This window comes from Arthrobacter sorbitolis, assembly GCF_054510995.1.
This window is the reverse complement of sequence record NZ_JBTNDM010000005.1, coordinates 1-24690: the sequence shown is the minus strand read 5'-3', so window position 1 is coordinate 24690 and position 24690 is coordinate 1. Positions and strand designations below refer to the sequence as shown.

General features: G+C 69.6%; 23 protein-coding genes. 19 read left to right on the top strand and 4 right to left on the bottom strand.

Annotated elements, in window-relative coordinates:
- Positions 1–78: 78 nt before the first annotated feature.
- Both ACX80K_RS11205 and ACX80K_RS11200 read left to right on the top strand, forming a co-directional pair.
- The gene (locus ACX80K_RS11205; protein ID WP_459271952.1) at positions 79–876 is read left to right on the top strand and encodes a nitrilase-related carbon-nitrogen hydrolase; all 798 of its coding nucleotides are present in this window, start codon (positions 79–81) and stop codon (positions 874–876) included.
- A 116-nt stretch (positions 877–992) separates the two neighbouring features.
- Positions 993–4589 (top strand): TM0106 family RecB-like putative nuclease, encoded by a 3597-nt coding sequence (locus ACX80K_RS11200; protein ID WP_459271951.1) that lies wholly within the window; start codon positions 993–995, stop codon positions 4587–4589.
- Positions 4590–4725: 136 nt separating this feature from the next.
- On the opposite strand, the gene ACX80K_RS11195 is transcribed toward ACX80K_RS11200, so the two are convergent.
- Positions 4726–5220 carry a hypothetical protein gene (locus ACX80K_RS11195; RefSeq protein ID WP_459271950.1) on the bottom strand — a complete coding sequence of 165 codons (495 nt, stop codon included), beginning with the start codon at positions 5218–5220 and terminating at the stop codon, positions 4726–4728.
- A 441-nt stretch (positions 5221–5661) separates the two neighbouring features.
- On the opposite strand from ACX80K_RS11195, the gene ACX80K_RS11190 reads away from it, so the two are divergent.
- From ACX80K_RS11190 to ACX80K_RS11170, 5 genes are all read left to right on the top strand, one after another.
- Entirely contained in the window at positions 5662–5985 is a 324-nt protein-coding gene (locus tag ACX80K_RS11190) for an NIPSNAP family protein (RefSeq protein ID WP_459271949.1), read from the top strand.
- 111 nt (positions 5986–6096) lie between these two features.
- The gene (locus tag ACX80K_RS11185; protein ID WP_459271948.1) at positions 6097–7926 is read left to right on the top strand and encodes an AfsR/SARP family transcriptional regulator; all 1830 of its coding nucleotides are present in this window, start codon (positions 6097–6099) and stop codon (positions 7924–7926) included.
- A gap of 122 nt (positions 7927–8048) precedes the next feature.
- Entirely contained in the window at positions 8049–8885 is an 837-nt protein-coding gene (locus ACX80K_RS11180; RefSeq protein ID WP_459271947.1) for a class I SAM-dependent methyltransferase, read from the top strand.
- 438 nt (positions 8886–9323) lie between these two features.
- Positions 9324–9917: a cupin domain-containing protein gene (locus tag ACX80K_RS11175; protein ID WP_459271946.1), complete on the top strand. Its 594-nt coding sequence runs from the start codon at positions 9324–9326 to the stop codon at positions 9915–9917.
- Positions 9918–10137: 220 nt separating this feature from the next.
- Positions 10138–10476 (top strand): TfoX/Sxy family protein, encoded by a 339-nt coding sequence (locus tag ACX80K_RS11170; RefSeq protein ID WP_459271945.1) that lies wholly within the window; start codon positions 10138–10140, stop codon positions 10474–10476.
- A gap of 17 nt (positions 10477–10493) precedes the next feature.
- Here the strand turns inward: ACX80K_RS11170 and ACX80K_RS11165 are convergent, their stop codons facing one another.
- On the bottom strand, positions 10494–10925 hold the full coding sequence (locus ACX80K_RS11165; protein ID WP_459271944.1) for a DoxX family protein: 432 nt from the start codon (positions 10923–10925) through the stop codon (positions 10494–10496).
- Between the two features lie 180 nt (positions 10926–11105).
- On the opposite strand from ACX80K_RS11165, the gene ACX80K_RS11160 reads away from it, so the two are divergent.
- Positions 11106–11981: a pullulanase X25 domain-containing protein gene (locus ACX80K_RS11160; protein WP_459271943.1), complete on the top strand. Its 876-nt coding sequence runs from the start codon at positions 11106–11108 to the stop codon at positions 11979–11981.
- Between the two features lie 94 nt (positions 11982–12075).
- On the opposite strand, the gene ACX80K_RS11155 is transcribed toward ACX80K_RS11160, so the two are convergent.
- The gene (locus tag ACX80K_RS11155; protein WP_459271942.1) at positions 12076–13605 is read right to left on the bottom strand and encodes a helix-turn-helix domain-containing protein; all 1530 of its coding nucleotides are present in this window, start codon (positions 13603–13605) and stop codon (positions 12076–12078) included.
- A 92-nt stretch (positions 13606–13697) separates the two neighbouring features.
- Between ACX80K_RS11155 and pxpA the strand changes: the two genes are divergently transcribed.
- From pxpA to ACX80K_RS11130, 5 genes are read left to right on the top strand one after another with little or no spacing between them, the layout of a single operon-like run.
- Complete coding sequence (gene pxpA, locus ACX80K_RS11150; RefSeq protein ID WP_459271941.1) at positions 13698–14441, top strand: 5-oxoprolinase subunit PxpA; 744 nt, start codon at positions 13698–13700, stop codon at positions 14439–14441.
- Positions 14442–14475: 34 nt separating this feature from the next.
- A complete protein-coding gene (locus ACX80K_RS11145; protein WP_104168640.1) occupies positions 14476–14715 on the top strand; it encodes an acetyl-CoA carboxylase in 240 nt (79 codons plus the stop codon).
- Positions 14716–14718: 3 nt separating this feature from the next.
- Entirely contained in the window at positions 14719–16068 is a 1350-nt protein-coding gene (locus ACX80K_RS11140; RefSeq protein ID WP_459271940.1) for an acetyl-CoA carboxylase biotin carboxylase subunit, read from the top strand.
- A complete protein-coding gene (locus ACX80K_RS11135) occupies positions 16065–16967 on the top strand; it encodes a 5-oxoprolinase subunit B family protein (protein WP_459271939.1) in 903 nt (300 codons plus the stop codon). The genes ACX80K_RS11140 and ACX80K_RS11135 overlap by 4 nt, the downstream gene beginning before the upstream one ends.
- Positions 16957–17919 carry a 5-oxoprolinase subunit C family protein gene (locus tag ACX80K_RS11130; RefSeq protein WP_459271938.1) on the top strand — a complete coding sequence of 321 codons (963 nt, stop codon included), beginning with the start codon at positions 16957–16959 and terminating at the stop codon, positions 17917–17919. The genes ACX80K_RS11135 and ACX80K_RS11130 overlap by 11 nt, the downstream gene beginning before the upstream one ends.
- 17 nt (positions 17920–17936) lie before the next feature.
- Here ACX80K_RS11130 and ACX80K_RS11125 read toward each other — a convergent pair whose 3' ends face one another.
- Positions 17937–19001: a LacI family DNA-binding transcriptional regulator gene (locus ACX80K_RS11125; protein ID WP_459271937.1), complete on the bottom strand. Its 1065-nt coding sequence runs from the start codon at positions 18999–19001 to the stop codon at positions 17937–17939.
- Positions 19002–19225: 224 nt separating this feature from the next.
- On the opposite strand from ACX80K_RS11125, the gene ACX80K_RS11120 reads away from it, so the two are divergent.
- From ACX80K_RS11120 to ACX80K_RS11095, 6 genes are all read left to right on the top strand, one after another.
- A complete protein-coding gene (locus ACX80K_RS11120) occupies positions 19226–20251 on the top strand; it encodes an asparaginase (RefSeq protein ID WP_459271936.1) in 1026 nt (341 codons plus the stop codon).
- A 69-nt stretch (positions 20252–20320) separates the two neighbouring features.
- On the top strand, positions 20321–21208 hold the full coding sequence (locus tag ACX80K_RS11115; RefSeq protein ID WP_459271935.1) for a polysaccharide deacetylase family protein: 888 nt from the start codon (positions 20321–20323) through the stop codon (positions 21206–21208).
- On the top strand, positions 21208–22596 hold the full coding sequence (locus ACX80K_RS11110; protein WP_459271934.1) for an MFS transporter: 1389 nt from the start codon (positions 21208–21210) through the stop codon (positions 22594–22596). Before ACX80K_RS11115 ends, ACX80K_RS11110 begins: the two co-directional genes overlap by 1 nt.
- Entirely contained in the window at positions 22583–23347 is a 765-nt protein-coding gene (locus ACX80K_RS11105; RefSeq protein WP_104180916.1) for an SDR family NAD(P)-dependent oxidoreductase, read from the top strand. The genes ACX80K_RS11110 and ACX80K_RS11105 overlap by 14 nt, the downstream gene beginning before the upstream one ends.
- A complete protein-coding gene (locus ACX80K_RS11100) occupies positions 23344–24126 on the top strand; it encodes an SDR family oxidoreductase (RefSeq protein WP_459271933.1) in 783 nt (260 codons plus the stop codon). Before ACX80K_RS11105 ends, ACX80K_RS11100 begins: the two co-directional genes overlap by 4 nt.
- 100 nt (positions 24127–24226) lie before the next feature.
- Positions 24227–24514, top strand: a complete 288-nt coding sequence (locus tag ACX80K_RS11095; RefSeq protein ID WP_459271932.1) for a hypothetical protein — start codon at positions 24227–24229, stop codon at positions 24512–24514.
- The last annotated feature ends 176 nt before the right edge of the window (positions 24515–24690 follow it).

Genomic DNA, 24690 nt, shown 5'->3' with positions numbered 1-24690 from the left:
CCATGGGGGCTGTCAATGGATCGGTGCTGGATTCTGTACCGCCCAAGAGCGTTGATCGCCGTTCGAGAGGGAGGGCTCATGCCTGGACTGGCTGTACTGCAGGCCGACGGAGCCACTGGCGCCGTCGAGGAGAACCTGCGGCGCCTCGAGGCGTTCGCCGCCCGCGCCGCCGAACAGGGCGCCGGGATCCTCGTGACGCCCGAACTCTTCGCGACGGGCTACGCCCCCGCGCTCGTGGCGGACTCGGACGGGCCCGGCATCCGGGCCTCGCTTGCCGACATCGCCCGCCGACACGGCATCGCGCTCGTCGGATCGACGGTCGACGCCACCCCTGATGGTCGCCACATCAGTGCTTCGCTGTTCGACCGGCAGGGTGCGGAGCTGACGCGCTACAGGAAAGCGCACCTGTTCGGGGCCGAGGAACAGTCCGTCTTTCAACCCGGCAACGAGCTGCCGGAACTGGTCCCCCTGCTGGGTCTGACCGTCGCGCTCGGCATCTGCTATGACATCGAGTTCCCGGAGTTCGCCCGCAGCGCGGCACAGCGCGGCGCCGACGTGCTCCTCATCCCCACGGCCGTGCCGACAACAGGCGACGTCGGCGGTCGGGCGCCGGAGCACACCTACAACGCGGAGATCATCTCGACGCTGCTCGTGCCGGCTCGTGCTCTCGAGAACGGCGTCTACGTCGCCTATGCCAACCACACGGCACCGGACTTCACGGGCCTGAGCTGCATCGCCGGCCCCTACGGGACGTTCCTCGGAGTGGCGGGGCACGACGAGGAGCTGATCTTCGCCGACGTCGACCACGCGGAGGTGCAGCGCGCCCGGGAGATCAACACCTACCTCACTTGCCGGCGACCGGAGCTGTTCGGCTGACCCTTCCGCATCGGTAGACGCCGCTGCCGCCCTCGGGCCTCTGGTTGTCCGAGGGTCTTGCTACATTCTGAGCAGCGCGGGATCCGTTCCCGCGCACTACTGATGCCGGGAGCACCATGTTCTTGCTCGACCCGATCGCGCCGGACCTGCAACCGGACCTGGTCTTCTCCGCGACCGACCTCGTCGCGGCGAGCGAGTGCGAATACCGGACCCTCCGCGTCCTCGACGAGAAACTCGGACACGCTCCGAAAGCGAAGTTCGCCGTCGACGAACTGCAGCAGCTCGCCGGCGCCCTGGGCGATGTCCACGAGCTCAGGGTGCTGGACGACCTGACCGCGCAGTACGGGCCCTGGGACGCGGAGCGGTACACCGGTGTGTACCGGGTGGATCGGGGCGACACCCTCGACCGCGCCGCACTGATCGCCAAGCACCAGGAGACCGCCGATGTACTCACCGCCGGTGCCGACGTCGTCTTCCAGGCCACGTTCTTCGACGGCGAGTTCCTCGGCTACGCGGACTTCCTGGTCCGTCAGCCCGCCGAGGAGGAGCATGCCGGGCGCTACGCGGTGTGGGACACCAAGCTCGCGCGGCACGCGAAGGTCGGAGCTCTACTGCAGCTGGCGGCCTACGGCGACCAGCTGCTCCGGCTCGGCCTCGAGCCCGCCCCGCAGGTCACCCTCGTGCTGGGCAACCTCGAGCACAGCGTCCACTCGCTCACCGATCTGCTGCCCGTCTACCGCGAACGCCGGGACCGGTTCCGTGCCCTCACCCGTGCCCATCGCGCGGCGGACGCAGTGGTCGAATGGGGTCAGGGCGGCGTCGTCCACTGCGGGCGCTGTGACTACTGCGCCGAGCAGGTCACCCGGCACCGGGACCTGCTGATGGTCGCCGGCATGACGTCGTCCCAGCGGAACAAACTGATTGCCAAGGGCATCACCACCATCGATGCTCTTGCCGAGCTCCCCGACGCCGAGACCCGCGGTCCCCTGGTGCGGCTGCGGGACCAGGCCCGCATGCAGACGGGCACCGCTGCCATGGATGGATCACGCACGTACGTGAAGGACGGCGTCGAGCGGACGATCGGCTACAAGGTGCTCGCCGAGCACACGCTGTCGACGCTGCCCGCACCGAGCAAGGGCGACATCTTCTTCGACTTCGAGGGCGACCCCCTCTGGCAGGACCCGGCCACCGGCAGCTGGGGCCTCGAGTACCTCTTCGGGGTGATGGAACCGGCCGACGCGGGAGACGAGCCTGCGTTCCGGCCCTTCTGGGCGCATTCCCGCTGGGACGAACGGCGGGCGTTCCTCGACTTCCTCGAGTACGTCGAGAAGCGCCGCAGCGCCCACCCGGACCTGCACATCTACCACTACGCGCCCTACGAGAAGACGGCGCTGCGCACCCTCTCGCTGCGGCACGGCGCCGGCGAGGACATCGTCGACGACTGGCTCCGTAGCGGCCTCTTCGTGGACCTGTACGCGACGGTCCGGCACTCGCTGCGGGTGTCTGCGGCCTCCTACTCCATCAAGGAACTCGAGCCCCTCTACATGGGCGACCACCTGCGCACCGGTGACGTGGCCGACGCCGGCGCTTCCGTGGTCGCCTACGCGAAGTACTGTGCGGCGCGGGACGACGGCGACGAAGCGGGTGCCGCAACGATCCTCGCGTCGATCACCGATTACAACGAGTACGACTGCCTCTCCACGTTGCGCCTGCGCGACTGGCTGCTGCAGCTGCCCCGGCCCAAAGCGCCGGAGGGAGCCGACCATTCCGACGGTGGTCGTGACGCACGGACGAAGCCCAAGCCGAAGCCTGCGGACGAGCCCACCCCGGACGAGATCCGGTTGCGCGATTACCTCGCCCAGCGGGCGGTTGACCGGCCGACGGCGGAGGACCAGGCCATCGCGATGGTCGCCGCTGCCACGGGCTATCACCGCCGCGAGCGCAAGCAGTTCTGGTGGGAGCACTTCGACCGGCTCGAGAACAATCGGGACAGCTGGTCCGACCAGCGGGACGTCTTCGTCGTGGAGTCCGCGAGGGTGCTGGAGGACTGGGCGAAGGCGCCCAGGGCACGGACGGAGTCCCGGATGATCCAGCTGCGAGGCGTCCTTGCGGACGGCTCCGACGTCCGTCCGGGGTCGACGTGGTTCCGCATGTACGACGCCCCGGTACCCGACGGCGTGCAGGTCTCCACGGACAGCACGCTCGGCCGGGGTGGGTGCTTCGGAACAGTGGTCGAACGCGTCGAGGCCGACCCGGACGCTCCCGGCAGGACGCTGATCACGGTCACGGAGAAGTCCTCCGCGAACGTTCCGCCGTACCGGCAGCTGCCCGCCGCCCTGACGCCCGATCAGCCGATAGCGACGGCCAGTCTGGAAAAGTCCCTCGCCGAACTGGCGAATACGGTCGGCGCAGCGTTGCCGGACCTCCCCCGGCACCCAGGGCTCGACATCCTGCAGCGCTCCACGCCGCGCCTGGCGACGAGGAACGCCTTGCCCCTCGTGGCGCACGACGGCTCCGGGCAAGCCGACTACGTCACCGCCGTCGCGGAGGCCGTGCTCGACCTCGACTCCTCCTATCTCGCGGTGCAGGGCCCGCCCGGCACCGGCAAGACCTATGTGGGCTCGCGCGTCATCGCCCGGCTGGTCGAGCAGGGCTGGAAGGTCGGCGTTGTGGCGCAGTCCCACGCCGTCGTCGAGCACTTCCTCACGACGGCCGTCGCCGCGGGCGTGGACCCGGAGCGGGCCGGCAAGAAGCTGCAGCAGGAGCATCCTGTCCCCTGGCCGCACACCTCCGACGGCGCCATCAGTTCACTCCTCAGTGGCGACGGCGGGTGCCTGATCGGCGGGACGTCGTGGTTCATGACCGGCAAGCTCGTCCCGCCCGTGTCGCTCGACCTGCTCGTGATCGACGAGGCCGGGCAGTTCTCGCTCGCCAACACGCTGGCCGTGTCCCGGGCGTCCTCGCGCCTGATGCTGCTGGGTGACCCTCAGCAACTGCCGCAGGTCACGCAGGGTTCGCACCCGGAGCCGGTCGACGAGTCGGCCCTCGGCTGGCTGTCTGCCGGACATGCCACGCTCCCCGCGACGCTCGGCTACTTCCTCGCCGACTCGTGGCGCATGCACCCGGACCAATGTGAGGCCGTGTCCCGGCTGAGCTACGACGGAAAGCTCGACGCCGCCCCGGCTGCGGCGGAACGTCGGCTCGACGGCCTGCCGGCCGGGGTCGACGTCGTCCTGGTCGACCACACCGGCAACGTCGTCGCCTCCAACGAGGAGGCTACGGAAGTCGTCGTGCAGGTGCGCAAGCATCTGGGCCTGACCTGGCATCCCGGCGGGACCGAGCCGCCGAGGCCGCTGGCGCAGACCGACGTCTTGGTGGTCGCCGCCTACAACGCCCAGGTGCAGCGGATCCGTGCCGCACTCGACGCCGCGGACCTGCAGGACATCCGGGTGGGGACGGTCGACAAGTTCCAGGGGCAGGAGGCCGCGGTGGTGCTCGTGAGCATGGCTTGCTCAGCGGTGGCCGAGGCACCCCGCGGCGCGGAGTTCCTGCTGAACCGCAACCGCATCAATGTGGCCATCTCCCGGGGGCAGTGGCGTGCCGTTGTCATCCGCTCGCGTGAGCTGACCAACTTCATGCCCACCCGCCCGTCGGGCCTCGAGGAGCTGGGCGCGTTCATCGGGCTCGGCGCTGGCACGGCGACCTCTTCGTGAAGCCCGGCGGCACGAGAGCACGCCTCGCGCCCGTCGGCGCCGTCGGACGAGCCGTGTGAGCGGGCGGAACGTGCTCACGGCCCCTTGACCTGCTCCTGCATGCCACAGCATCGCCGGAATCGGCCCGGCGGGTAGCTCACTTGTACACGTGCAGCGCACCGCCGTAGCCGAGGGGAATGCCATGGCCGCGCAGCCAGGAATCCAGCACCTCGGTGACCGCTGCAAACATGAGCTGCTGTATCGGTGTGATGGCGGAATAGGGCCTGTTCCCGGCGTCGTCCGCCTCTGCGCCCAGTCCGATGCGCCAGTTGTAAACTGCTCCGGTCTCTCGATATGCCACCTCCACGAGATAAACGCTCCCCGTGTTCATGACCTGGGCATATCGTCCCGAGGGACCATGGTCGAGGCTTTTCGACTGAATGACCAGCCAGTCTCCGGAGTTGGTCAGCAGCCTCACCAGACGGACCACCTGATCCCGCGATTCGAGGTCTCGCCAATCAGTGCAGACGCCATCTACGCTGACCATCCACTCGAACGCCTCCTCCGCTTCCGGGTGCAGAAGCAGATCCAGAAGGGCTTCTTCGACCGGCACCGCATCGAAAGGCGCGAGCCCGGTTTCGGTGATGATCATGTCCCCAGCAATGGAAGTTCCCAGAATCACGGGCTCCTTTCATGCGGCTGGCGTTCACTTCATAGTCGCTCGCACCACTGACATTCAGCCTTCGTGTAGATCAGGAATCCCCTGCCACCTGCGCGTTTGTTCCCGGGAAAAAGGGAGCCAATTGATACTCGGCACAGATCGGAGAGGATGGGTTCGAGGGCTCAACCACCAGCGACAAGAATCTGCTCGAGATCGGCATCGGAATGGAAGTAGTCGACCCTGACATCTCCGCCACCCGCTTCTACGCCAGGTCGAACGAACAGGTCCGAATCGTGCTTCATCGAGGACTGACTGCTGCCGCAACAGCCCGCGAATCGCTTATTCGGCGTCCTCGAATCATGGCATCTGAGGAGCACTCATCGGGAGGCTTAGGCTGGGTCTGATCACCAGCCCGCCACCACAGGGAGCACCATGACCTACGAACTCCGCACCTACACCGCATCGCCCGGCAAGATGGGCGCCCTGATGGACCGGTTCCGCGACTCCACGATCAACCTCTTCATCGAGCACAACATGAAGAGCCTCGGCTACTGGACGCCCGTCGACTCCCCCGATGTCCTCGTCTACCTCCTCGAACACGACGGTGATCCGAAAGCGAACTGGACGGCGTTCGGCGCGGACCAGCGCTGGATCGACGCGAAGTCGGCATCGGAGACCGACGGGCCGCTGGCGGCGAAGATCGAGTCCGTGATGCTGGCGGCCACGGACCTCTATCCCATCGCCGTCGCCCGGTGAACTGTCAACCGGCTGACAGTTCACCGCGCTGAAGGGTGGAAGGCGGCCACTCCCGGGCGCCAATGGGGGTCCACCCGGAGTCACGCGCCACACCGGCGCCAGGTGTGCGTCATGAGGGCCACGGGCCGTTCCACCCCGCAGACCGCGGATCTACAGTGGGGCATGGCCGGGATCGTCATCCAGCTTCTCGGGCCTCCCTCCATCACCTCCCCCGATGGAGAGGGCCGTCAGCCGCGCGGCCGGAAGTCCTGGGGCCTGCTCGCCCACCTGCTCCTGCACGCGACGCCGACTGCCCGCAGCCAGCTCGCGGCCCTGCTCTTCGCCGGCGCTGATGATCCGCTCGGCGCCCTCCGCTGGCACCTCGCCGATCTGCGGCGCGTCCTCGGACCCGAGGCCGTCCTCGGCGGGAACCCCGTCACCCTCACGTTGCCGCCAGGGTTCCGGCTCGACACCGACCTCGGTGCAGTACCCTTGGCCGAGGTCCCTGCGGAACTGCTCGACGGGCTCGACTTCACGGACCACCCACCCTTCGACGCCTGGCTGACCATGGAGCGGCACCGGCTGCGGCAGGCGGTGGAGACACTCGTGTACGAGGGCGGGCTGGCATCGCTCGCGGACGGCGACACCGCGATGGCGATCCGTCTGGGCGCCCGTGCGGTGGAGCTCGATCCGCTCAACGCCGACTTCCACGCCCTGCTGGTCCGCTCACTCGTGGCGGCCGGCGACCGCACTGCCGCACGAACCGCGGCCGCCCACTGCGGGGAGGTCTTCGAGGAACAGCTCGGCGCGGGAATGCCTGCCGAGGTGCAGCACGCCCTCGCCGCCCCGGACACGAGCACGGCCGGCCTTCCCGCGACGCCTACCGCCGTCGCGTCCTACCTCGAGGCCGCGCAGGCCTGCCTATCCGCCGGTGCGACCGCGACCGCCCTGACACACCTCCGGGTCGCCGAAAACCTGGCGAAACGCCTCGGGGACCGGACCCTGCAGGCGGAAGCCCTGCTCGGCCTTGCAGGAGCGCTCATCCACGGAGCGGGCGGCCGGGGTGCTGAGGTCGCGGACCTGCTGCACCGCGTCCTGTCCCTGACCGGCGACGGGCCGCCGGCCATCCGGTCGGCGGCCTTCCGCGAGCTCGGCTTCCTAGCCGTGCAGCGCGGCTTCCCCGACAGCGGAGCCCGTTGGCTGGCCCGGGCGACGGCGGCGGCCGAGGGGTTCCCCGACGAACGGGCCCGGGCGCTCGGCGTGACCGGGATGCTTGCAACCGACACCGCGGACTACCCCGGCGCGGTCGTTGCCCTCGAGGAATCGGTGCGCCTCAGCGCGGGCCTCGGGCGCCCGCGGCAGGAGGCTTTCTCGCGGGCCATGCTCGGCCGGGTCCACCTCCTGACCGGGCACCGTGACCGTGCCGCCGTCGAGCTCGATACGGTTCTGGCGCTCGTCGCCGGCGAACACTGGACTGCGTTCACGCCCTTCGTGGAGGCGCTCCGCAGCGAGGTGCACCTCGCCACCGGTGACGACTCCGTGGCCGAGGACATGGCGGACCACGCGATGGCCCTCGCGGCATCGTTCGGCGACCGCTGCTACCTCGACGCAGCGGCCCATGCGAAGGCACAGGTGCTGCTCGCCCGCGGGGACACCGGGGCGGCGAGCACCTGGATCCGCCGTGGCGTACAGCCCAACCCCTGGTACCGCTGGTTCCGCGGCCGGAACCTCGACCTCGCCAGTACGGCGGCGCTCGCCTCCCACCCGCAGCAGGCGCTGGTGTTCGCGCGGGAGCTCGGTGAGCGGTCCAGCCGGTACGGGCACCGCGAACTCGCGGTCCGCGCCTACTCAGCCCGAGCGGCGCTCGGGGACGAGGCCGTGCTGCCGGCCATGACGCTGCTGGCGCGGCGCATCGACAATCCCCTGCTGACGGAGGACCTCGCGGCGCGGCACCACCTGTAGGAAGACGGCGCGCTCGGAGGCGATACCGTCACACGCCCGTGCACACGGCCGGCGAGAACACTGGTGCCGTCAGACACCGGGCGGACACACCGCCCGGACCCAGCACAGGAACAGGAACCACCATGACCGATACGACCACCACCACCGACGCGGACCGGGCGCTGAAGGCCAAACACCGCGCCATGTGGGCGCAGGGCGACTACGCCTCCGTTGCGTCCGACATCATCCCGAGCCTCGGCGTGGACCTCGTCGGCGCGCTCGGCATCACCCGCGGGCAGCACGTCCTCGACGTCGCGGCCGGGACGGGCAACGCAGCCATCCCCGCGGCGGAGCGCGGGGCGACCGTCACGGCGTCGGACCTGACGCCCGAACTCCTCGACATCGGGCAACAGATTGCGCAGCAGCGCGGTGTGACCCTCGACTGGCGCGTTGCCGACGCCGAGGCCCTCCCCTTCGACTCGGGGTCCTTCGACACCGTGATGTCGTGTGTGGGCGTCATGTTCGCACCCCATCACCAGCTCACGGCCAATGAGCTGGCACGGGTCTGCCGGTCGGGCGGCAGCATCGGCCTGATCAACTGGACGCCGGAGGGATTCATCGGGCAGATGTTCGCCACGATGAAGCCCTACGCACCGCCGCCGCCTCCCGGGGCGCAGCCTCCGCCGCTGTGGGGCAACGAGGACCACGTCCGGTCGCTCCTCGAGGGCCAGGTGAAGGATCTGCGGGCCGAGCGGCGGGTCGTGCGGGTGAACCAGTTCGGGTCGCCGGAGGAGTTCGTGAACTACTTCAAGTCCAAGTACGGGCCCACGATCAGCGTCTACAAGTTCATCGGCGACGATGCGGAGAAGGCGGCAGCGCTCGACGCCGACCTGACGGCGCTCGTCACCCGGTTCAGCGCCGGCACGGGCAGCACCGCCGTGGACTGGGAGTACCTGCTGGTCACGGCCAAGCGGAACTGAGGGTCCGGCAGCACCTCGTGGCATGGACGATGCCCGGCACATACTGTGCCGGGCATCGGACGGTCGGACTCGGTCGTCCTTGATCAGCAGCGGCACCGGTGCCGCCGGTTCGACAACCTCATGGGTGACTGAGCTCGAGGACCGCTGCTCGCCTCGAACGGTCTAGGACCCAGCAATCCTCGCCGTCACTGCTTCGGGCAGCGCGGAGCAGGGGTTCCGGCGGACCGCCACGATCTTGACGACGATCACAGGCGGCAGGACACTGATGGCCTCATCGCGGGCCTCACGAAGGAACCAGTCGCCCGGCGCCATGACGGCCGGACATCACAGTCACCAGCATGTGACAACAGAATCAAGCTCGGATCAGGCGTTCTCGAGGATCACTGCGCTCCGCCGCATCACCCTGGTCACCGAGTACAGCGCAGCAACGGAGGGGCCATGAAGTGGACTGAGGACCAGATCACCCAGATGCGCGCGGACCGAACGGTCTACCGCGATACGGTGCAGGACAACGAGATCGCGTGGATCCGGACCGGTGAGGACACCGGCGGGGAGTTCAGCCTGCTCTACAGCGATTCCTCCCCGGGCTACCGCGTGTTCCCGCACTTCCACACACGCTACGAGGAGACCTTCCATCTGCTGGAGGGATCTATCGACCTTCAGATCAATGGTGTGGGCCGCCAACAGAAGCCGGGCGAGGATGCCACGGTGCCCTTGAGGGCTGTCCATCAGTGGCAGAACGCCAGCGAGCACAGGGTGCGGTTCCTCGTCGAGGTCCGGCCCGCGGACCCGCCGTTCGAGAAATGGCTCGCGGTGCTGCAGAACATGGCCTCCGACGGCATGACGCACCCCGATGGACGCCCGAAGAATCTCTCCCACGGGGCGTTGATCATCGTGGACTCCGACGTCCATCTCGTCGGCCGGGACCGGATGATGATGCCCGTGTTCCGCCTGCTGGCGAGCAGGGCACGGCGCAAGGGCATCGACCGTCAGCTCGAGGAACGCTACTGGCACCCGGCACTGACGGGATAGGCCTCGACAGGAGCGCGGCCTCACCGGGGCTTCGACGCGCGCGCGGCACCTGGTGGGCGCCTGTTGGCGCCTCGGTTGGCTGCGCTCAGGATGAGCAGTTGCATGGCTCCCAGCGCCGGGCCGGCGGGTGGCCTCCGAGCAGGCGCGCCGCCGTCCCGACCCTTGACAGGGCCTCGCGGCGCCACCATATTCGGCGTGTACCCCGAGCGAAGGAGCGACAGTGGACACCCCGGATCCCCGTGACACCCTTGCCCAGCGGCTCCGGGACCTCCTGGCCTCGCACGGGAACGTGCGCGAGGTACGGATGTTCGGCCTCCAGTCCTTTCTGGTCGACGACCGACTGGCGGTCGGCGCCGGTCGGGACGGTGACCTGCTCGTCCGCACCGATCCCGCCGAGTACGACGAGCTGCTCGCACGCGGCGGGGTACCCGCGCAGATGGGCGGCGACCGCCCGATGGGCAAGGGTTGGCTGACCGTGCCGGGCCCGAGGATCGCCGACGACGCGGATCTCGCATTCTGGCTCCGGAAAGGCATCGGATCCCGCGGCCTACCGGGCTGAGCCGCCCACCGAACAGGTCAGCGCGACGGCCGGTCCCGCCAGGCCGCCGTCGACCACAGCGCCCACAGCACCAGGACGGGCTGGAAGAAGAGGCGGATGAGCCGGGAGGTGTCGGTATCGAGGCCGAACGCGCTCACACCGTCGACGTACTGGGCGATGTTGCCGGGGAAGACCGCGACGAAGAACGCCGCGACCACCCAGCCGACGAGCACGCGGTGCCTGCCGGCGAACACCAGCGCGGCGCCGAGCACCAGTTCGACGACGCCGGACGCCACGACTACGAGATCCGTGTCGAGCGGCAGCCAGGCGGGGACCTGCGCAGCGAACTCCGACCGCGCGAACGTCAGATGGGCGGCACCCGCGAACAGGAGGAAGGCCCCGAGCACCACGCGGGCGACTGAACGGACCGGCGAGGTGCGGACCGGCGAGGTGCGGGCAGGGGACGTCATTCAGCGCACAATAGCCGCAATGTGCAGGACTCGGCTAAAGTCAGGGTGCTGTCGTCCGCAGTCCCCAGCACCGTCGAGCCCGCCCGGGGAGGAATCCATCCCGTGGGATGTCCTCCGCCAGGTCGGAGATCTGCAGGGACAGAACGGCAGATTGCCGCCCGCCCCACGAAGGAGACCGCCATGGCCCCCCGGAACAGCACCAACGACCGACTGCGCACCACCCTCGCCCTGCTCGCCGCCCACCAGGCCGCGGGCACCGTCGTCGCCCCCAGTGAACTGATGGCGCAGGCCGTGGCCGAGGTCCCGTTCGACGACAAGGAATCCGAACTCCTGGCCGGCGGAGTCCCGCGCGGCTTCAAGGCCCTGACGACGGCGACGTCGAAGCTCGTCAAGGCCGGCTGGCTCGTCAAGGGCCGCAGCGGCTGGACCGCCACGGACGAGGGCGTCCGTGCAGTCCGCGCCTTCACCGACTCCGACCACTTCGTCAACGCGATGATCAGCGGCGCCCCGGTCCCCGAGACGGCTCCCGACGCTCCCGTGCACGCACCCACTGCCCCCGAGCAGCTCGGCGAGGAGGCCCAGGCAGCGCAGGCCGCCGAGGTCGAGGTCGATCCGACCGAGGTCGCCCAGGCAAAGGCCGCGCTCGCCGAGGACCCCACGCCCCCGGACGTCACGCCGACGCTCGAGCTGGTTCCCGATGCCGCATCGTCCGCCGCTGCGTCCGATGAGGCTCCTTCCGACGACGCCTGGCACGACCAGCCCCAGTCGGTCGCCCTCTCCGGCGACTTCGATCCGCTGTTCGGCGAGGCCGGGCACTGGAGCTCCGACCTCCGCGAACTGCAGCTGACCTACGACGCCACAGGGAACGTCTGGCTGCAGACCCTCGAGCTGCCGGCCGGCACCTACCAGTTCAAGATCCTCGTCAACGGCTCGTGGGAGGAGAACTACGGCCGCTTCGGCGTGCGCGACGGCGCCAACCACGAACTGCACCTGCTCTCCGACACCACGGTGACCTTCCGGTTCGACTTCGCGACGAAGGACATCGAGACCTCCTAGGTCCTGATCCCCTCGGCCCCGCCTGCTGCCCCTCGGGCGGCGGGCGGGGCCGTCGTCGTTCCGGGGTCGGCACGGCACGACGGCGATGGATCTGTCAGCGGCGGTCGACCAAGGACACCGCGGGACGGCCCGACGACGGCAGGGCCTCGGACCGCAGGATCTGCAGCGCCATGAGGCAGGTGGCCTGGCCCTCGAGCGACGTGAGGGACACCCGCAGCAGGCCCTCGAGCTTCCCGAGCCGCTGGGCCAGCGTGTTGCGGTGGATGAACAGCTTCGCCGCCGTCCGTCCGGGCTGCGCATCGTGCTCGAGGAACGCCTCCAGTGTTCCGAGCAGGTCCACGGCGTGGGCGTCGTCGTACGCGAGGACCGGCGCCAGGAGCCGGTGGGCGCCGGCGCGGGCACCGGAGGAGGCCGTCGACGCGATGAGTGCGCGGATGCCGAGATCCGGTGCGCGCACGGACGTCCGGACCTCCCCGACCATCGTCCCCGCCTGGTGGATCCCCAGGCGCAGTTCGTCGATGCTGTGGCAGGGTCCCTTGAGCACGAGGGGCTGGTGCGGCAGCTCCCGGGCACACGCTGCGAGGAACCCGGCAGCGGCCCCTTCGGCGTCCGCGCCGTCGAGCGGACCCTGGGCGAAGGCGTAGAGGATGCCCGCCCGGACCTGCACGCGCACGTCGAGGAACCGGGACTGCAGCAGGAGGCGGATCCGCCAGGCGTTGGAGAGGTTCCGGCGGCCGGCGGTCGCGGCCAGCACGAGCGTGGGCTCGTCGACGCTGAGCCCGGTGGACCGGAAGGTCGAGGTGAACTCCTCGAGGGCGACGCCGGCCCAGTCGGGCACCTGGTCGAGGAGGGTCTCGAGTTCGCGTTCCTTGTGCGTGGTGGTGTGGAGCGCGGTCTGCAGCTGCACGGCGATGATCGACGCGGCCGGCGCGAGCAGCGTCGCCACAGGGTGGTCCGACGTCGCCTCCCGCACGATCAGCTGGAACGAGTCGCCGCTGCCCATGGGAAGGGGGATGCTGCCCTGACCGGTGCCCGGAACGTCCGTGAGGTCCGCGGCGGTCCAGACCGACGCCGCCGGCGAGCGCGCGATGACCACGCCCGCCGCGTCGACGATGGCGAGGGTGCCCTCGGCCGCCTGCGCGGCGGCGTCGAGCACCACCTGCAGGTGCGAGCCGGAGGCCGCGAGCTGCGCACACTCCTGCGCCAGCGCCCAGGATCTGTTGACGGCGGTGAAGCGCTCCACCTCGAGCACGTTCGTCACGTGGCGATGGACCTGCAGGAAGGGGACGGACTGGGGGATCTCCAGGAGGGGCACGTCGAGGGCCGTCGCCGCCCGGACGAGCCCGGGCGGGATGAGCCGGTGCGCCGTCCCGGTGCCGAAGGCGATGGCGGCCACCCGCACGCGGAGGAGCCGCTCCACGTAGGCGGTCCAGGTCCGCTGGTCCTCGATGTTCAGCCCGATCCCGTTGGTCAGCAGGACGACGTTGCTGCTGAGGAACGGCGTCGGATCGATGGTCTCAGCTGGGGCGCACCAGCTGATGTCCCAGCCCAGCCGCTCCACCGACGACGGCGTGTGGAGGCGCAGTTGAAGGGCATCAGCGGCCAGCAGATCGGCGACGATCATGGGTCCTCCTGTGTGCAGGTGCACCCCGAGGGGGGAGAAGCGAGGGCGAGCGCCCACTATATCCACCCGCGGACGATCCCTAGGGTTGTCGCATGACGGACGTCACAAACCGGCGCGGGACGCCGAGCATCAATTCGGACATGGGCGAGTCGCTCGGGCTGCATTCCTTCGGCAACGATCCTGCCCTCCTCGAGACCGTGGACGCCATCAACGTGGCCTGCGGTTTCCACTCGGGAGACCCCGACACGATGGCGGAGACGGTCGCCGCGGCGCACGCGAAAGGCGTGCTGATCGGCGCGCATCCCGGGCTCCCTGACCTCGTGGGGTTCGGGCGGCGCGAGATGAAGCTGTCCCCGCAGGAGGTGGAGCACCTGATGCTCTACCAGGTGGGTGCGCTCAGCGCCTTCCTGCGGCGCGAGGGCGCCGCCCTCAACCACATCAAGCCCCACGGCTCCCTCTACGGCATGCTGGCCCGCGACGCGGACCTCATGAGGGGTGCAGCCCGGGTGGCGCAGCTCTTCGACGTCGCCGTCTACGGGATCGCCGGCACCGCCCACCAGAGCGTCTGCGAGGAACTCGGGGTGCCCTTCGTGGCCGAACTGTACGTGGACCTCAACTACGGGCCCGCCGGCGAACTCCTCATCCAGCGCCGGCCGGAGCCGACGGACCCCGCCGCGGCGGCACGCCGCGTGACGCGCGCCCTCACGGACGGCGTCGTCGAGGCCTCCGACGGGACGCTGCTCACCATCCCGTTCGACAGCATCTGCGTGCACTCCGACGCCCCCAACTCCCCCGAGGTGGCGGCGGCAGTCCGCTCCGCCCTCGATTCCCTCTGACCTTCCAGCTTCCACCCCACCCGAAAGGACCCCCGTGGCCGACATCGTCTCCCCACTGCCCGGCATCTTCTACCGCAAGCCCGGACCGGACAAGGACCCCTACGCGAACGAGGGCGACGCCATCGAGGCGGGCCAGACCATCGGGGTGGTGGAGATCATGAAGCAGTTCTCCGAGATCCGCAGCGACGCGTCCGGCACGCTCGAGAGCTTCGCCGTCGACGACGGCGGGACCGTGAACCCCGGTGACGTCATCGCCACCGTGTCCGAGGGCTAGCCGATGGAACGCCTCCTGATCGCGAACCGCGGGGAGATCGCCGTCCGCGTCATCCGCGCCGCCCGGGAACTGGGACTGGAGACCGTCCTCGCCGCGAGCGAGCCGGACGCCGATTCCTACGCCGCATCGCTCGCCGACGAGGTCCGGGTGATCGGCCCGGCGCCGGCCGCGAAGAGCTACCTCGACGGGGCCGCGGTTCTCGCTGCGGCCTCCGGGTGCGACGCGCTCCACCCCGGGTACGGTTTCCTCTCCGAGAACGCGCGCTTCGCCCGTTCCGTGCTCGACGCCGGCATCACCTGGGTGGGCCCCTCCCCCGACGCCATCGAACTCATGGGCAACAAGTCCCGTGCACGGCAGGCCGCGGAGGACGCCGGCGTGCCGACCCTGCCAGGGAGCGACGGCGCCCTGGACCCCGACGTCGACCCCCTCCCCATCGCACGGGAGATCGGCTACCCCCTCGTGGTCAAGGCGTCCGCCGGCGGTGGTGGCCGCGGCATCCGCCTGGTGACGCAGGAGGAGGACCTCGTCCCGACCCTCGACGTCGCCCGCGCCGAGGCGCAGGCGGCCTTCGGCGACCCCGCGGTGTACCTCGAGCTGTTCGTCTCCCGCGCACGCCATGTCGAGGTGCAGATCCTCGGCGACGGCGAACGCGTGATCCACCTCGGCGACCGGGACTGCTCGCTGCAGCGCCGCCAGCAGAAGATCATCGAGGAGGCCCCTGCTCCCGACCTGCCCGACGACGTCCGCGACACCATCCGCGCCTCCTCCATCGAGCTCGGCCGCCAGTGCGGCTACGCGGGCCTCGGCACCGTCGAGTTCCTCTACGACCCGGACCGCGGGCAGGCCGCCTTCATCGAGATGAACACCCGACTCCAGGTGGAGCATCCGGTCACGGAGATGGTGACCGGCATCGACCTCATCCGGGAACAGCTGTTGGTCGCGTCCACGGGCCGCCTGCGGCTCAGCCAGGAGGACATCACCTTCCGGGGCCATGCCTTCGAATTCCGCATCAACGCCGAGGACCCCTCGCAGGGGTTCATGCCGAGCCCCGGCACCCTGGCGCGCCTCGAGTGGCCGGGCGGGCCCGGGGTGAGGATCGACTCGGGCGTCGTCGCGGGATCCGCCGTCGCGCCGTTCTACGACTCGCTGCTCGCGAAGCTCGTGGTGTGGGATGAGACCCGTACCGAGGCCATCCAGCGGTCGGCGCGGGCACTCGCGGAGGTGCGGATCGAGGGCGTCAAGACCACCCTCCCGCTCCTGTCGACGGTCCTCCACCGGCCCGAGGTGCGCGACGTCACCCACCACTCGAAGTTCATCGAGACGACCCCCGACCTCCTCGGAGCTGACGCATGAGCCACGCACCCCAGCACCTCGACGCCGCCCGCTACACGTGGGGCGGCGACGAATTCCTCTTCGTCGAGATCTCCGAGAGCATGAGCCTCGCCGCCAACTTCAAGGCGAACGCGATGGCGGCCCGGCTCACCGCGCGGGAGATCGACGGCGTCGTGGACATCTGCCCCGCGAACGCCTCCCTCCTGCTGCGCTTCGATCCCGACGTGGTCCCACCGGACCAGCTGGAGGCACTCGTCCGTCAGGTCGAGGAGGAGGTCGCCCAGCTGAGCGAGCAGACCCTCGAGACCCGCATCATCGAGATCCCCGTCTGGTACGACGACCCCTACACCCGCGAGACCGGTGCGCGCTTCCGCAAGGGCCACCAGCGGCCCGACGGGACGGATCTGGACTTCGCGGCGGAGGAGAACGGCCTGTCCTCCCCGCAGGAGTTCATCCGGAAGCACCACGAGTCGCCGTGGCTCGTGTCCATGGTGGGGTTCGTCGCCGGTCTGCCGTTCATGTTCCAGATCGTCCCGCAGGAGGAGCAGCTCGAGGTCCCGAAGTACCTCAGCCCGCGCACCGATACCCCGCCGCTGACCGTGGGGCACGGAGGCTGCTTCGCCTGCATCTACTCGGTGCGGGGTGCCGGCGGCTACCAGATGTTCGGTATCGCCGCGGCGCCGATCTTCGACCCCGCGCAGAAGCTCTCGGACTTCTCGGACTTCATGATCTTCTTCCGACCCGGCGACATCGTGAAGTTCAAGCCCGTCGACGAGGACGAGTACACGGCGATCCAGGCGGAGGTCGACGCCGGGACGTTCACCTACCGCCAGACCCCCGTGACCTTCGACCTGCAGAAGGCACTGACCGACCCCACCGCGCACAACCGGGACATTCTGGAGAAGCTCAATGGCCTTTGACATCCTCGAACCCGGCCTCGCCACGTCCGTCCAGGACCTGGGCCGGTTCGGCCACTACAACGTCGGCATCCCGCAGGGCGGGGCCATGGACCAGCTCTCCGCCTCGATGGCGAACGCCCTGGTGGGCAACACCGCCGGCGACGCCGTCCTCGAATGCGCCTATCTCGGGCCGAAGTTCACCACCGACGCCGACGCGGTCATCGCCGTGGCGGGAGCGCCCGTCGCGGTGCGGATCAACGGGGAACCCGCGGACCAGTGGACCCGGCTGTCCCTGGCCGCCGGGGACGAGGTGTCCTTCGGGATGCTCTCGGGCGGGACGCGCTACTACATCGCCGTCCAGGGCGGGATCGACGTGCCCGAGGTCCTCGGCAGCCGCAGCACCTACACGCTCGGTGCCCTCGGCGGCTTCCAGGGGCGCACCCTCAAGGCCGGCGACACGGTCCCGGTCGGGGCGCCCTCGGCTCCCCCTTCCCGCAGGGACGTCATCCCCGAGGAGCTGCGGCCCGTCTACGCGAAGGAGGTGACCGTCAGGATCCTGCCCGGCCTCTACGACCACCGCCTCACCGCGGAGGGCATGGAGACCCTCGTCAGCACGGCCTGGAAACTGACACCCGTGGCGGACCGCATGGGGCTGCGCTACTCCGGCCCGTCCCTCGAGTGGAAGCCGCGCGTCCAGCCCTTCGGCGCCGGGTCCGACCCCTCGAACATCGTCGACGCGGGCTACGCCATCGGATCGATCCAGGTGCCGGGCGGCAAGGAGCCGATCGTGCTGCACCGCGATGCCGTCTCCGGCGGCGGCTACGCGATGGTGGCGACGGTCATCAGCGCCGACATGGACGTCGTCGCCCGGAGCGCCCCGGGGACGCTGACGTACTTCGAACCCGTGACGATGGAGCAGGCGCTCGCAGCGCGGGCGGACGCGGCGAAGGTGCGGCGCGCCGTCTGGGGGTGAGGCGGCGGGCCTGCGGGTCAGCCGACCGGCAGGCCCCGCCTGGCGCCGACGGCTCCCGACTCGCTGCTCTCGCGCACGAAGAGTTCGGCCGGGTGGCGCATCGATGCGACGTCCTCGCCGGCCATGACGCGCCGGAGCATCCCGACGGCGGACCGCCCGATCTCGAGCATCGGCGAGCGCACCGAGGTCAGGGGGATGGGCAACTGGGCGGCCAGGGACGTGTCGTTGAACCCGACGACGGCGATGTCCTGGCCGACGACGAGTCCTGCGGCGCGGAAGGCGCCCATGGCCCCGATGGCGGCGAAGTCGTTGACGGCGAAGACCGCCGTCGGGGCCTCACCATCGCGGCGCAGCAGCTCCTCACCGGCCTGGCGGCCACCCTCGGTGTCGAAGCGTGAGGGCAGGATGCGGTCCGCCGGGACGTCTCCCCCCAGCTCGTTCCAGCGCTCGACGAAACCGGCCGTGCGGTCCACGCCCGTGCTCGCATAGGTCTCGCCGGCGATGATCGCGACGGAGCGGTGGCCCGTGCTCCACAGGTGGTCGGCCACGAGCCGGCCTCCGCCCGTGTCGTCGCAGGTGGACGAGGGGAAGCCCGGGTAGCGGCGGTTCATGAGGACGAAGGGCACGTGGCGCTTCACGAGGTCGTCCACCAGGCTGCTGCCCGCATGGACGTCCCCGAGGATCAACCCGTCCACCCGCCGCGCCAGCATGATCTCGGCCTTGCGGCGCTGCTCGTCGAGGTCGTCGTGGGAGTTCATCACGAAGGTCGAATGGTTGCTCTCCGCGGCGGCCTCCTCGACGCCCTCGTACATGGTCGCGAGGACGATGTCCGAGAGCCGCGGCACGATGACGCCGATGGCGCGCGTACGGCGGGTCCGTAGGCTCGTCGCCTGCGGGTCGGGCGAGTAGCCCCTCAGCTTCGCGAGGTCGCGCACCTTCCGGGCGGTCTCCGCCGACGCCGCACCCCGGGCCACCTCCGACTCCGAGTGCAGCACCCGCGAGACCGTCGAGACATGGATGCCGAGCTCTGCGGCAAGGTCCTTCAGAGTGACTGCTGCGCGCCCCCTACCTGTCGGATCCACGTTCTCCCCCTCCGTCGTTACGTGTGATTTGTTTCGGCTACGTGAAATCTCAGGCGATCCATTGACGAGATGCAGGTCACATCCTATGGTTTTTCCTATTCAACCCAAACGTTTGGGTTTCGTCCAGTTCCGCGTAGGTCGCACTCCCGCAGAACCCTTGAGATCTTTGAGAGTCCTGCTTTCCGCAATGCTCGCCCAAACGATTGGGTAAGGAGGAAGCACCGATGGAATCACTCCCCGGGCACGTCGTGCTCCTGGCGACCGGTGGCACGATCGCCTCCCGGACCGACACAGCGGACGGCGCGACGCTGGCAGCCGATGCGGGCGGCACGGTCCTGGCCGCAGCGGGAGCGAGCGCCGTCGCCGTCCAGGTGGTGGACCTCATGCAGAAGGGCTCCTACCTCCTCACCTTCGACGACATGCTCGCCGTCTGCGAGGCCGTCCATGCCGCACTCGAGGCCCCGGAGACGCTCGGCATCGTCGTCACGCACGGCACGGACACGATGGAGGAGACCGCGTACCTCGCCGACCTCCTCCACGACGACCCCCGACCTGTCGTCTTCACGGGAGCCCAGCGCGCGGCCGACAGCTCGGACCCCGATGGTCCGGCCAACCTGCGGACCGCGATCGCCCTCGCGGCGTCGTCCGATGCCCGGGGCAGGGGTGCGCTGATCGTGTTCGACGGCGAGGTCTTCGCCCTGCCCGGGACGCGGAAGACCGAGACGACGAAGCTCCGGGCGTTCGGGAATCCGGACCTCGGGTCGGCGGGCTCAGTCACGACGACCGGCGAGGTTCTGCTGGGCCCGGCTCACCGCCGTCCGGCCCCGCTCGACATCCCCCCGGCCGACGCCGGCATCCGCGTGGACATCATCGCCTGCTACCCGGGAGCCGACGCGACCCTGTTCGCCGCGGCGCTGGCCGCCGGCGCCCGCGGGATCGTCCTCGAAGCCACCGGGCTCGGCAATGCCAATGCCGAGCTCAGCAACGCCGTCCGCGATGCCGTGCAGGACGGCGTCGTCGTCGTCACCAGCACCCGCGTCCATGCGGGACCCGTGCGGGGCGTCTACGGAGCCGGCGGCGGCAGGACGCTCGAGGACGTCGGGGCCGTCCCATCCGGGCTGCTCCGACCGTCCCAGGCCCGCACCCTCCTGCAGGCATTGCTCGCACTCGGACTACCCACCGATCAGGTGGTCCGCCAGATCCGCCAGCGGGGCGACCCTGCCCTCCTGGCCCCCGTTCCGCCCGACTGACCACCTCTCCCGCTCTCTCCCCCGTTTCTCCCGAAACCGAAACCTACCCGCACCAGGAAAGGCCGACCCATGACGAAAGACATCCAGATCGCCTTCGGCGTTGACGTCGATGCAGTTGCCGGAATGCTCGGCTCCTACGGCGGCGAGGACTCGCCCTGCGACATCTCCCGCGGACTCTTCAGCGGGGAGGTCGGCGGCCCGCGGATCCTCCGGCTCTTCGAGAAGTACTCCCTCCCCTCCACCTGGTTCGTCCCGGGCCATTCGCTCGAGACCTTCCCCGACCTCACCCGGATGATCGTCGACGCCGGGCACGAGATCGGCGTCCACGGGTACTCGCACGAGAACCCGATCGCCATGACCCGCGAACAGGAGACGGCAATCCTCGACCGGTCGATCGAGCTCATCGAGCAGGTCTCGGGGCGCCGCCCCACGGGGTACGTCGCGCCGTGGTGGGAGTTCTCCCCCATCACCAACGAGATCCTGCTCGAGCGAGGCATCAAGTACGACCACTCCCTCATGCACAACGACTTCGAGCCCTACTACGTGAGGGTCGGCGACAGTTGGACGAAGATCGACTACTCCAAGCCCGCCGAGGCCTGGATGAAGCCGCTCGTCCGGGGGCAGGAGACCGACCTCGTGGAGATCCCGGCGAACTGGTACCTCGACGACCTGCCTCCGATGATGTTCATCAAGGCAGCACCCAACTCGCACGGATTCGTCAATCCACGCGACATCGAGCAGATGTGGCGGGACCAGTTCGACTGGGTCTATTCCGAGATGGACTCCGCCGTCTTCACCATGACGATCCACCCCGACGTCTCGGGCCGGCCGCAGGTCCTCCTCATGCTCGAGCGCCTCATCCAGCACTTCAACTCCCACGAGGGCGTCACCTGGCACACCTTCGACCAGATCGCCGACTCGTTCCTGGCACGCAACCCCCGAAAGGAAACCAACTGATGTCCATCAAAGAGGCGGGCGTCGATCTCTCGACGCCGACAGGGAACGAGCAGCGGCAGTTCCCCGTATTCTCCAAGAAGAAGACCAGCACGGCGACCGTCCTCGCCCTGTGCGCCTGGACCGTCGCCGTCTTCGACTACGGCCTGTTCGGCACGCTCCTGCCGGCCATGCAGTCGGAGTTCGGCTGGACCGCTCCCGAGGCCTACGCCATCAATACCTGGATCGCCGTCGGAACGGCGATCGTCTGCTTCGGCATCGGCCCCGTCATCGACCGCCTGGGCCGCCGGAAGGGCATGATGCTGACGGTCGGCGGCACCGCGATCGTCTCGGGCGTCACGGCCTTCATCCCTGCCGGCCTCGGCGTCATCAGCAACTCGCTCCTCGTCGTCGTCCGGTCCTTCGGCGGGCTGGGCTTCTCGGAGCAGGCCGTCAACGCGACCTACATGAACGAGGTCTACCAGGTCACGGAGGACGAGCGGAAGCGCAAGCGTCCGGGCTTCCACTATTCCTTCATCCAGGGCGGCTGGCCGCTCGGCTTCCTCCTCGCGAGCGCCCTCGCCCTCGTGTTCCTGCCGCTCCTCGGCTGGCGTGCGCTGTACCTCATGGCGACGATCCCCGCGATCATCATCGTCCTGCTCATCAGCAAGAAGCTGAAGGAGACCCCGCAGTTCGAACTCCACCACAAGCTGACCGAGCTCGAGAAGGGCGGCAAGACCGACGAGGCGCATGCGCTGGCACGTGCCTACGGCGTCGAGCACTCCTCCACGTCACCCCTGAAGCGCATCTGGGAGCCGGAGTTCCGCCGCAACACGATCGTCTTCTCGCTCGCCTGGATCCTCAACTTCTTCGGCATCGCGATCTTCAGCGTCCTCGGCACGTCGGTGCTCGCCAACGCCAAGGGCGTCGAGCTGTCGGACGCCTTCTGGATGCTGATCGTCATCAACCTCCTCGCGTACTTCGGCTACGTGTTCCACGGCTGGATCGGCGACAAGGTCGGCCGCAAGCGGACCATCATCGTGGGCTGGATCATCTCGGGCCTGTCGTTCGCCGTGATGCTGAGCCCGCTCGTGTCCAGCCCGTTCCTCATCATCCTCACGTACGGCACCGGCCTGTTCTTCCTGGTGGGGCCCTACGCCGCGATCCAGTACTTCATGGCCGAGTGCTACCCCGTGAGCTGCCGTGCCACGGGCCTCGCGTTCATCGGCGCCATGAGCCAGCCCGGCACGATCATCGGCGGAGCGCTGTTCACGGTCGTCGCCACGCAGGCCGGCACCGGTGCTGCCGCCCTCTGGGTGGGAGCCGTGGGCACGCTGCTCTCCGGCGTCCTGATGATCGCGGCGCGACCCGTCGCGGCCGTGGCCCTCGAGGAACCGCATGCAGCAGTCTGAGGTAGCCATCGTCACGGGTGCCGCCAGCGGTATCGGCCGCGCCCTCGCCGTCCACTACGCGGGCAGGAATGTCCGGACCGTCATCGGCACCTTCCCCGGCGACCCGCACGATCCGGAGGAGACCCTCTCCGGCGTGCGGGCCGCGGGCGGCGATGCCGTCATCCACGAGGTCGACGTGCGTTCCACGGAGTCCGTGGACGCCTTCGCCCAGCGTGCCCTGGACGAGTACGGACGTCTCGACTACGCCGTCGCGAATGCGGGCATCCTGCGCAACGCCCCGCTCAACGACCTGACCGACGACCTCTGGAACGCGATGCTCGACGTCGACCTGACCGGTGTGCTCCGTACGCTCCGGTCGGCGTCCCAGCGGATGACGGGACCCGGTGCGCTCGTCGCCGTGTCCTCGATCGCCGGGGGCATCTACGGGTGGGAGGAACACGCCCACTACGCCGCGGCGAAGTCGGGCGTGCTCGGGCTCATCCGCAGTGTCGCCTCGGAGCTGGGGCCGCGGGAGATTCGCGCCAATGCGGTGATCCCGGGCCTGATCGAGACTCCGCAGTCCCTCGACCCCGTCAACTCCCTCGGCCCCGAGGGCCTCGAGCGGGCGGGCAAGGACATCCCGTGGGGTCGTGTCGGCAGGCCGGACGAGGTCGCGGACGTGATCGGTTTCCTCACGTCCGATGCCTCCCGCTACGTCACCGGGCAGTCGCTCGTCGTCGACGGCGGCCTCACCATCAAGATGCGCGCATGACGACGGGACCTGACGGTCGCGGCGCGGGGCCCCGGGACGCCGAGTCCGGTGGCGCGGGGCCCGGGGCCTTCGGTTCCCCGGGCGCGAGGCCCCGGGCTGTCGTCGTGACCGGGGGTGGCAGCGGCATCGGAGCGGCCATCGCCCAGGCGTTCGCCGCCCAGGGCGATCGGGTGGCGGTGATGGACCGGGTCTCCGGGCCGGGGGTCATCGAGGTCGACGTCGCACGCGAGGAGAGCGTGCGGGACGCCTTCGCGGAGGCCCGGGACGGGATCGGAACCATCGACGTGCTGGTCAACAGCGCAGGACTGCTCACCGAGTCGCCCCTCGAGGACATGACGCTCTCGATGTGGACGGAGACGATCTCGGTGGACCTCACCGGCGTCTTCCTCTGCTGCCGGGAGGTCGTCGGCCCCATGCGGCAGCAGCGGTGGGGGCGGATCATCAACATCTCCTCGCAGCTCGGCATCAAGGGCGGCATGGGCCTGAGCCACTACAGCGCGGCAAAGGCGGGCGTGATCGGCATGACCAAGGCGCTCGCCCTCGAGGTCTCGGCCGACAACGTGCTTGCCAACTGCATCGCACCGGGGCCTATCGAGACGCCGCTCGTGGACGCGATCTCCGAGGACTGGAAGGCAGCGAAACGCAAGGAGCTGCCACTGCGGAGGTTCGGCCTGCCGGCCGAGGTCGCGCCGACTGCACTGCTGCTCGCGAGCGATCCTGGCGGCAATCTGTTCGTCGGCCAGACCCTTGGACCCAACTCCGGCGACGTGATGCCGTGACGGCTCGGATCCTGGACCTCTGATGTGCGGCGCGTGTGGCCGCACCATCGTCGCCGATGCGGTTCTCGGGCCGGTCCGGACGACGCGCGACCTTCTGCTCGTGGCACAGACGGTCAACGCGATCACGTCCGGCCTGCCCGGTCGGCCGCTGGTGCGGGTGGCCGGCGACGGCTGGGTCCTGGCGGGTCGGACGGGGACGACCACGTCATGTGACACCGTGGAGCAGCTCTGGTCGGCGTTGGTCCCGGTCCACGTGCCGGGTGCTGCATCCCGTCTCGCCCAAGCGTTGGCCGGTTCCCTGCCGGCGTCATCCGCGCTCGCCGACCGTGTGCTGCGCGAGGGGATGGCGGTCGTCGAACCCTTCCGGTCGGGTGTCATGGCGACCTAGGTACTTGGCGGTCGGTCGGTCGGCCGGTCGGCCGGTCGCCCGGCCGGTCGCCTTCCGGTCGCCCTCCGGTGGCTCCTGCCACCTCCGGCCCAAAGGGCGCCCCTCCTGGGGGTTGGGAGGGCAGGAGCGGGCTTTGGAGTTATCGTTCACATCGCCCACCCCCCCCAACAAAAATC

Excerpts from the sequence above, each read along its gene's own strand:
- ACX80K_RS11205 (WP_459271952.1), top strand. The coding sequence starts at position 79 with ATGCCTGGACTGGCTGTACTGCAGGCCGACGGAGCCACTGGCGCCGTC.
- ACX80K_RS11200 (WP_459271951.1), top strand. The coding sequence starts at position 993 with ATGTTCTTGCTCGACCCGATCGCGCCGGACCTGCAACCGGACCTGGTC.
- ACX80K_RS11195 (WP_459271950.1), bottom strand. The coding sequence starts at position 5,220 with ATGATCATCACCGAAACCGGGCTCGCGCCTTTCGATGCGGTGCCGGTC.
- ACX80K_RS11190 (WP_459271949.1), top strand. The coding sequence starts at position 5,662 with ATGACCTACGAACTCCGCACCTACACCGCATCGCCCGGCAAGATGGGC.
- ACX80K_RS11185 (WP_459271948.1), top strand. The coding sequence starts at position 6,097 with ATGAGGGCCACGGGCCGTTCCACCCCGCAGACCGCGGATCTACAGTGG.
- ACX80K_RS11180 (WP_459271947.1), top strand. The coding sequence starts at position 8,049 with ATGACCGATACGACCACCACCACCGACGCGGACCGGGCGCTGAAGGCC.
- ACX80K_RS11175 (WP_459271946.1), top strand. The coding sequence starts at position 9,324 with ATGAAGTGGACTGAGGACCAGATCACCCAGATGCGCGCGGACCGAACG.
- ACX80K_RS11165 (WP_459271944.1), bottom strand. The coding sequence starts at position 10,925 with ATGACGTCCCCTGCCCGCACCTCGCCGGTCCGCACCTCGCCGGTCCGT.
- ACX80K_RS11160 (WP_459271943.1), top strand. The coding sequence starts at position 11,106 with ATGGCCCCCCGGAACAGCACCAACGACCGACTGCGCACCACCCTCGCC.
- ACX80K_RS11155 (WP_459271942.1), bottom strand. The coding sequence starts at position 13,605 with ATGATCGTCGCCGATCTGCTGGCCGCTGATGCCCTTCAACTGCGCCTC.
- pxpA (WP_459271941.1), top strand. The coding sequence starts at position 13,698 with ATGACGGACGTCACAAACCGGCGCGGGACGCCGAGCATCAATTCGGAC.
- ACX80K_RS11140 (WP_459271940.1), top strand. The coding sequence starts at position 14,719 with ATGGAACGCCTCCTGATCGCGAACCGCGGGGAGATCGCCGTCCGCGTC.
- ACX80K_RS11135 (WP_459271939.1), top strand. The coding sequence starts at position 16,065 with ATGAGCCACGCACCCCAGCACCTCGACGCCGCCCGCTACACGTGGGGC.
- ACX80K_RS11130 (WP_459271938.1), top strand. The coding sequence starts at position 16,957 with ATGGCCTTTGACATCCTCGAACCCGGCCTCGCCACGTCCGTCCAGGAC.
- ACX80K_RS11120 (WP_459271936.1), top strand. The coding sequence starts at position 19,226 with ATGGAATCACTCCCCGGGCACGTCGTGCTCCTGGCGACCGGTGGCACG.
- ACX80K_RS11115 (WP_459271935.1), top strand. The coding sequence starts at position 20,321 with ATGACGAAAGACATCCAGATCGCCTTCGGCGTTGACGTCGATGCAGTT.
- ACX80K_RS11110 (WP_459271934.1), top strand. The coding sequence starts at position 21,208 with ATGTCCATCAAAGAGGCGGGCGTCGATCTCTCGACGCCGACAGGGAAC.
- ACX80K_RS11105 (WP_104180916.1), top strand. The coding sequence starts at position 22,583 with ATGCAGCAGTCTGAGGTAGCCATCGTCACGGGTGCCGCCAGCGGTATC.
- ACX80K_RS11100 (WP_459271933.1), top strand. The coding sequence starts at position 23,344 with ATGACGACGGGACCTGACGGTCGCGGCGCGGGGCCCCGGGACGCCGAG.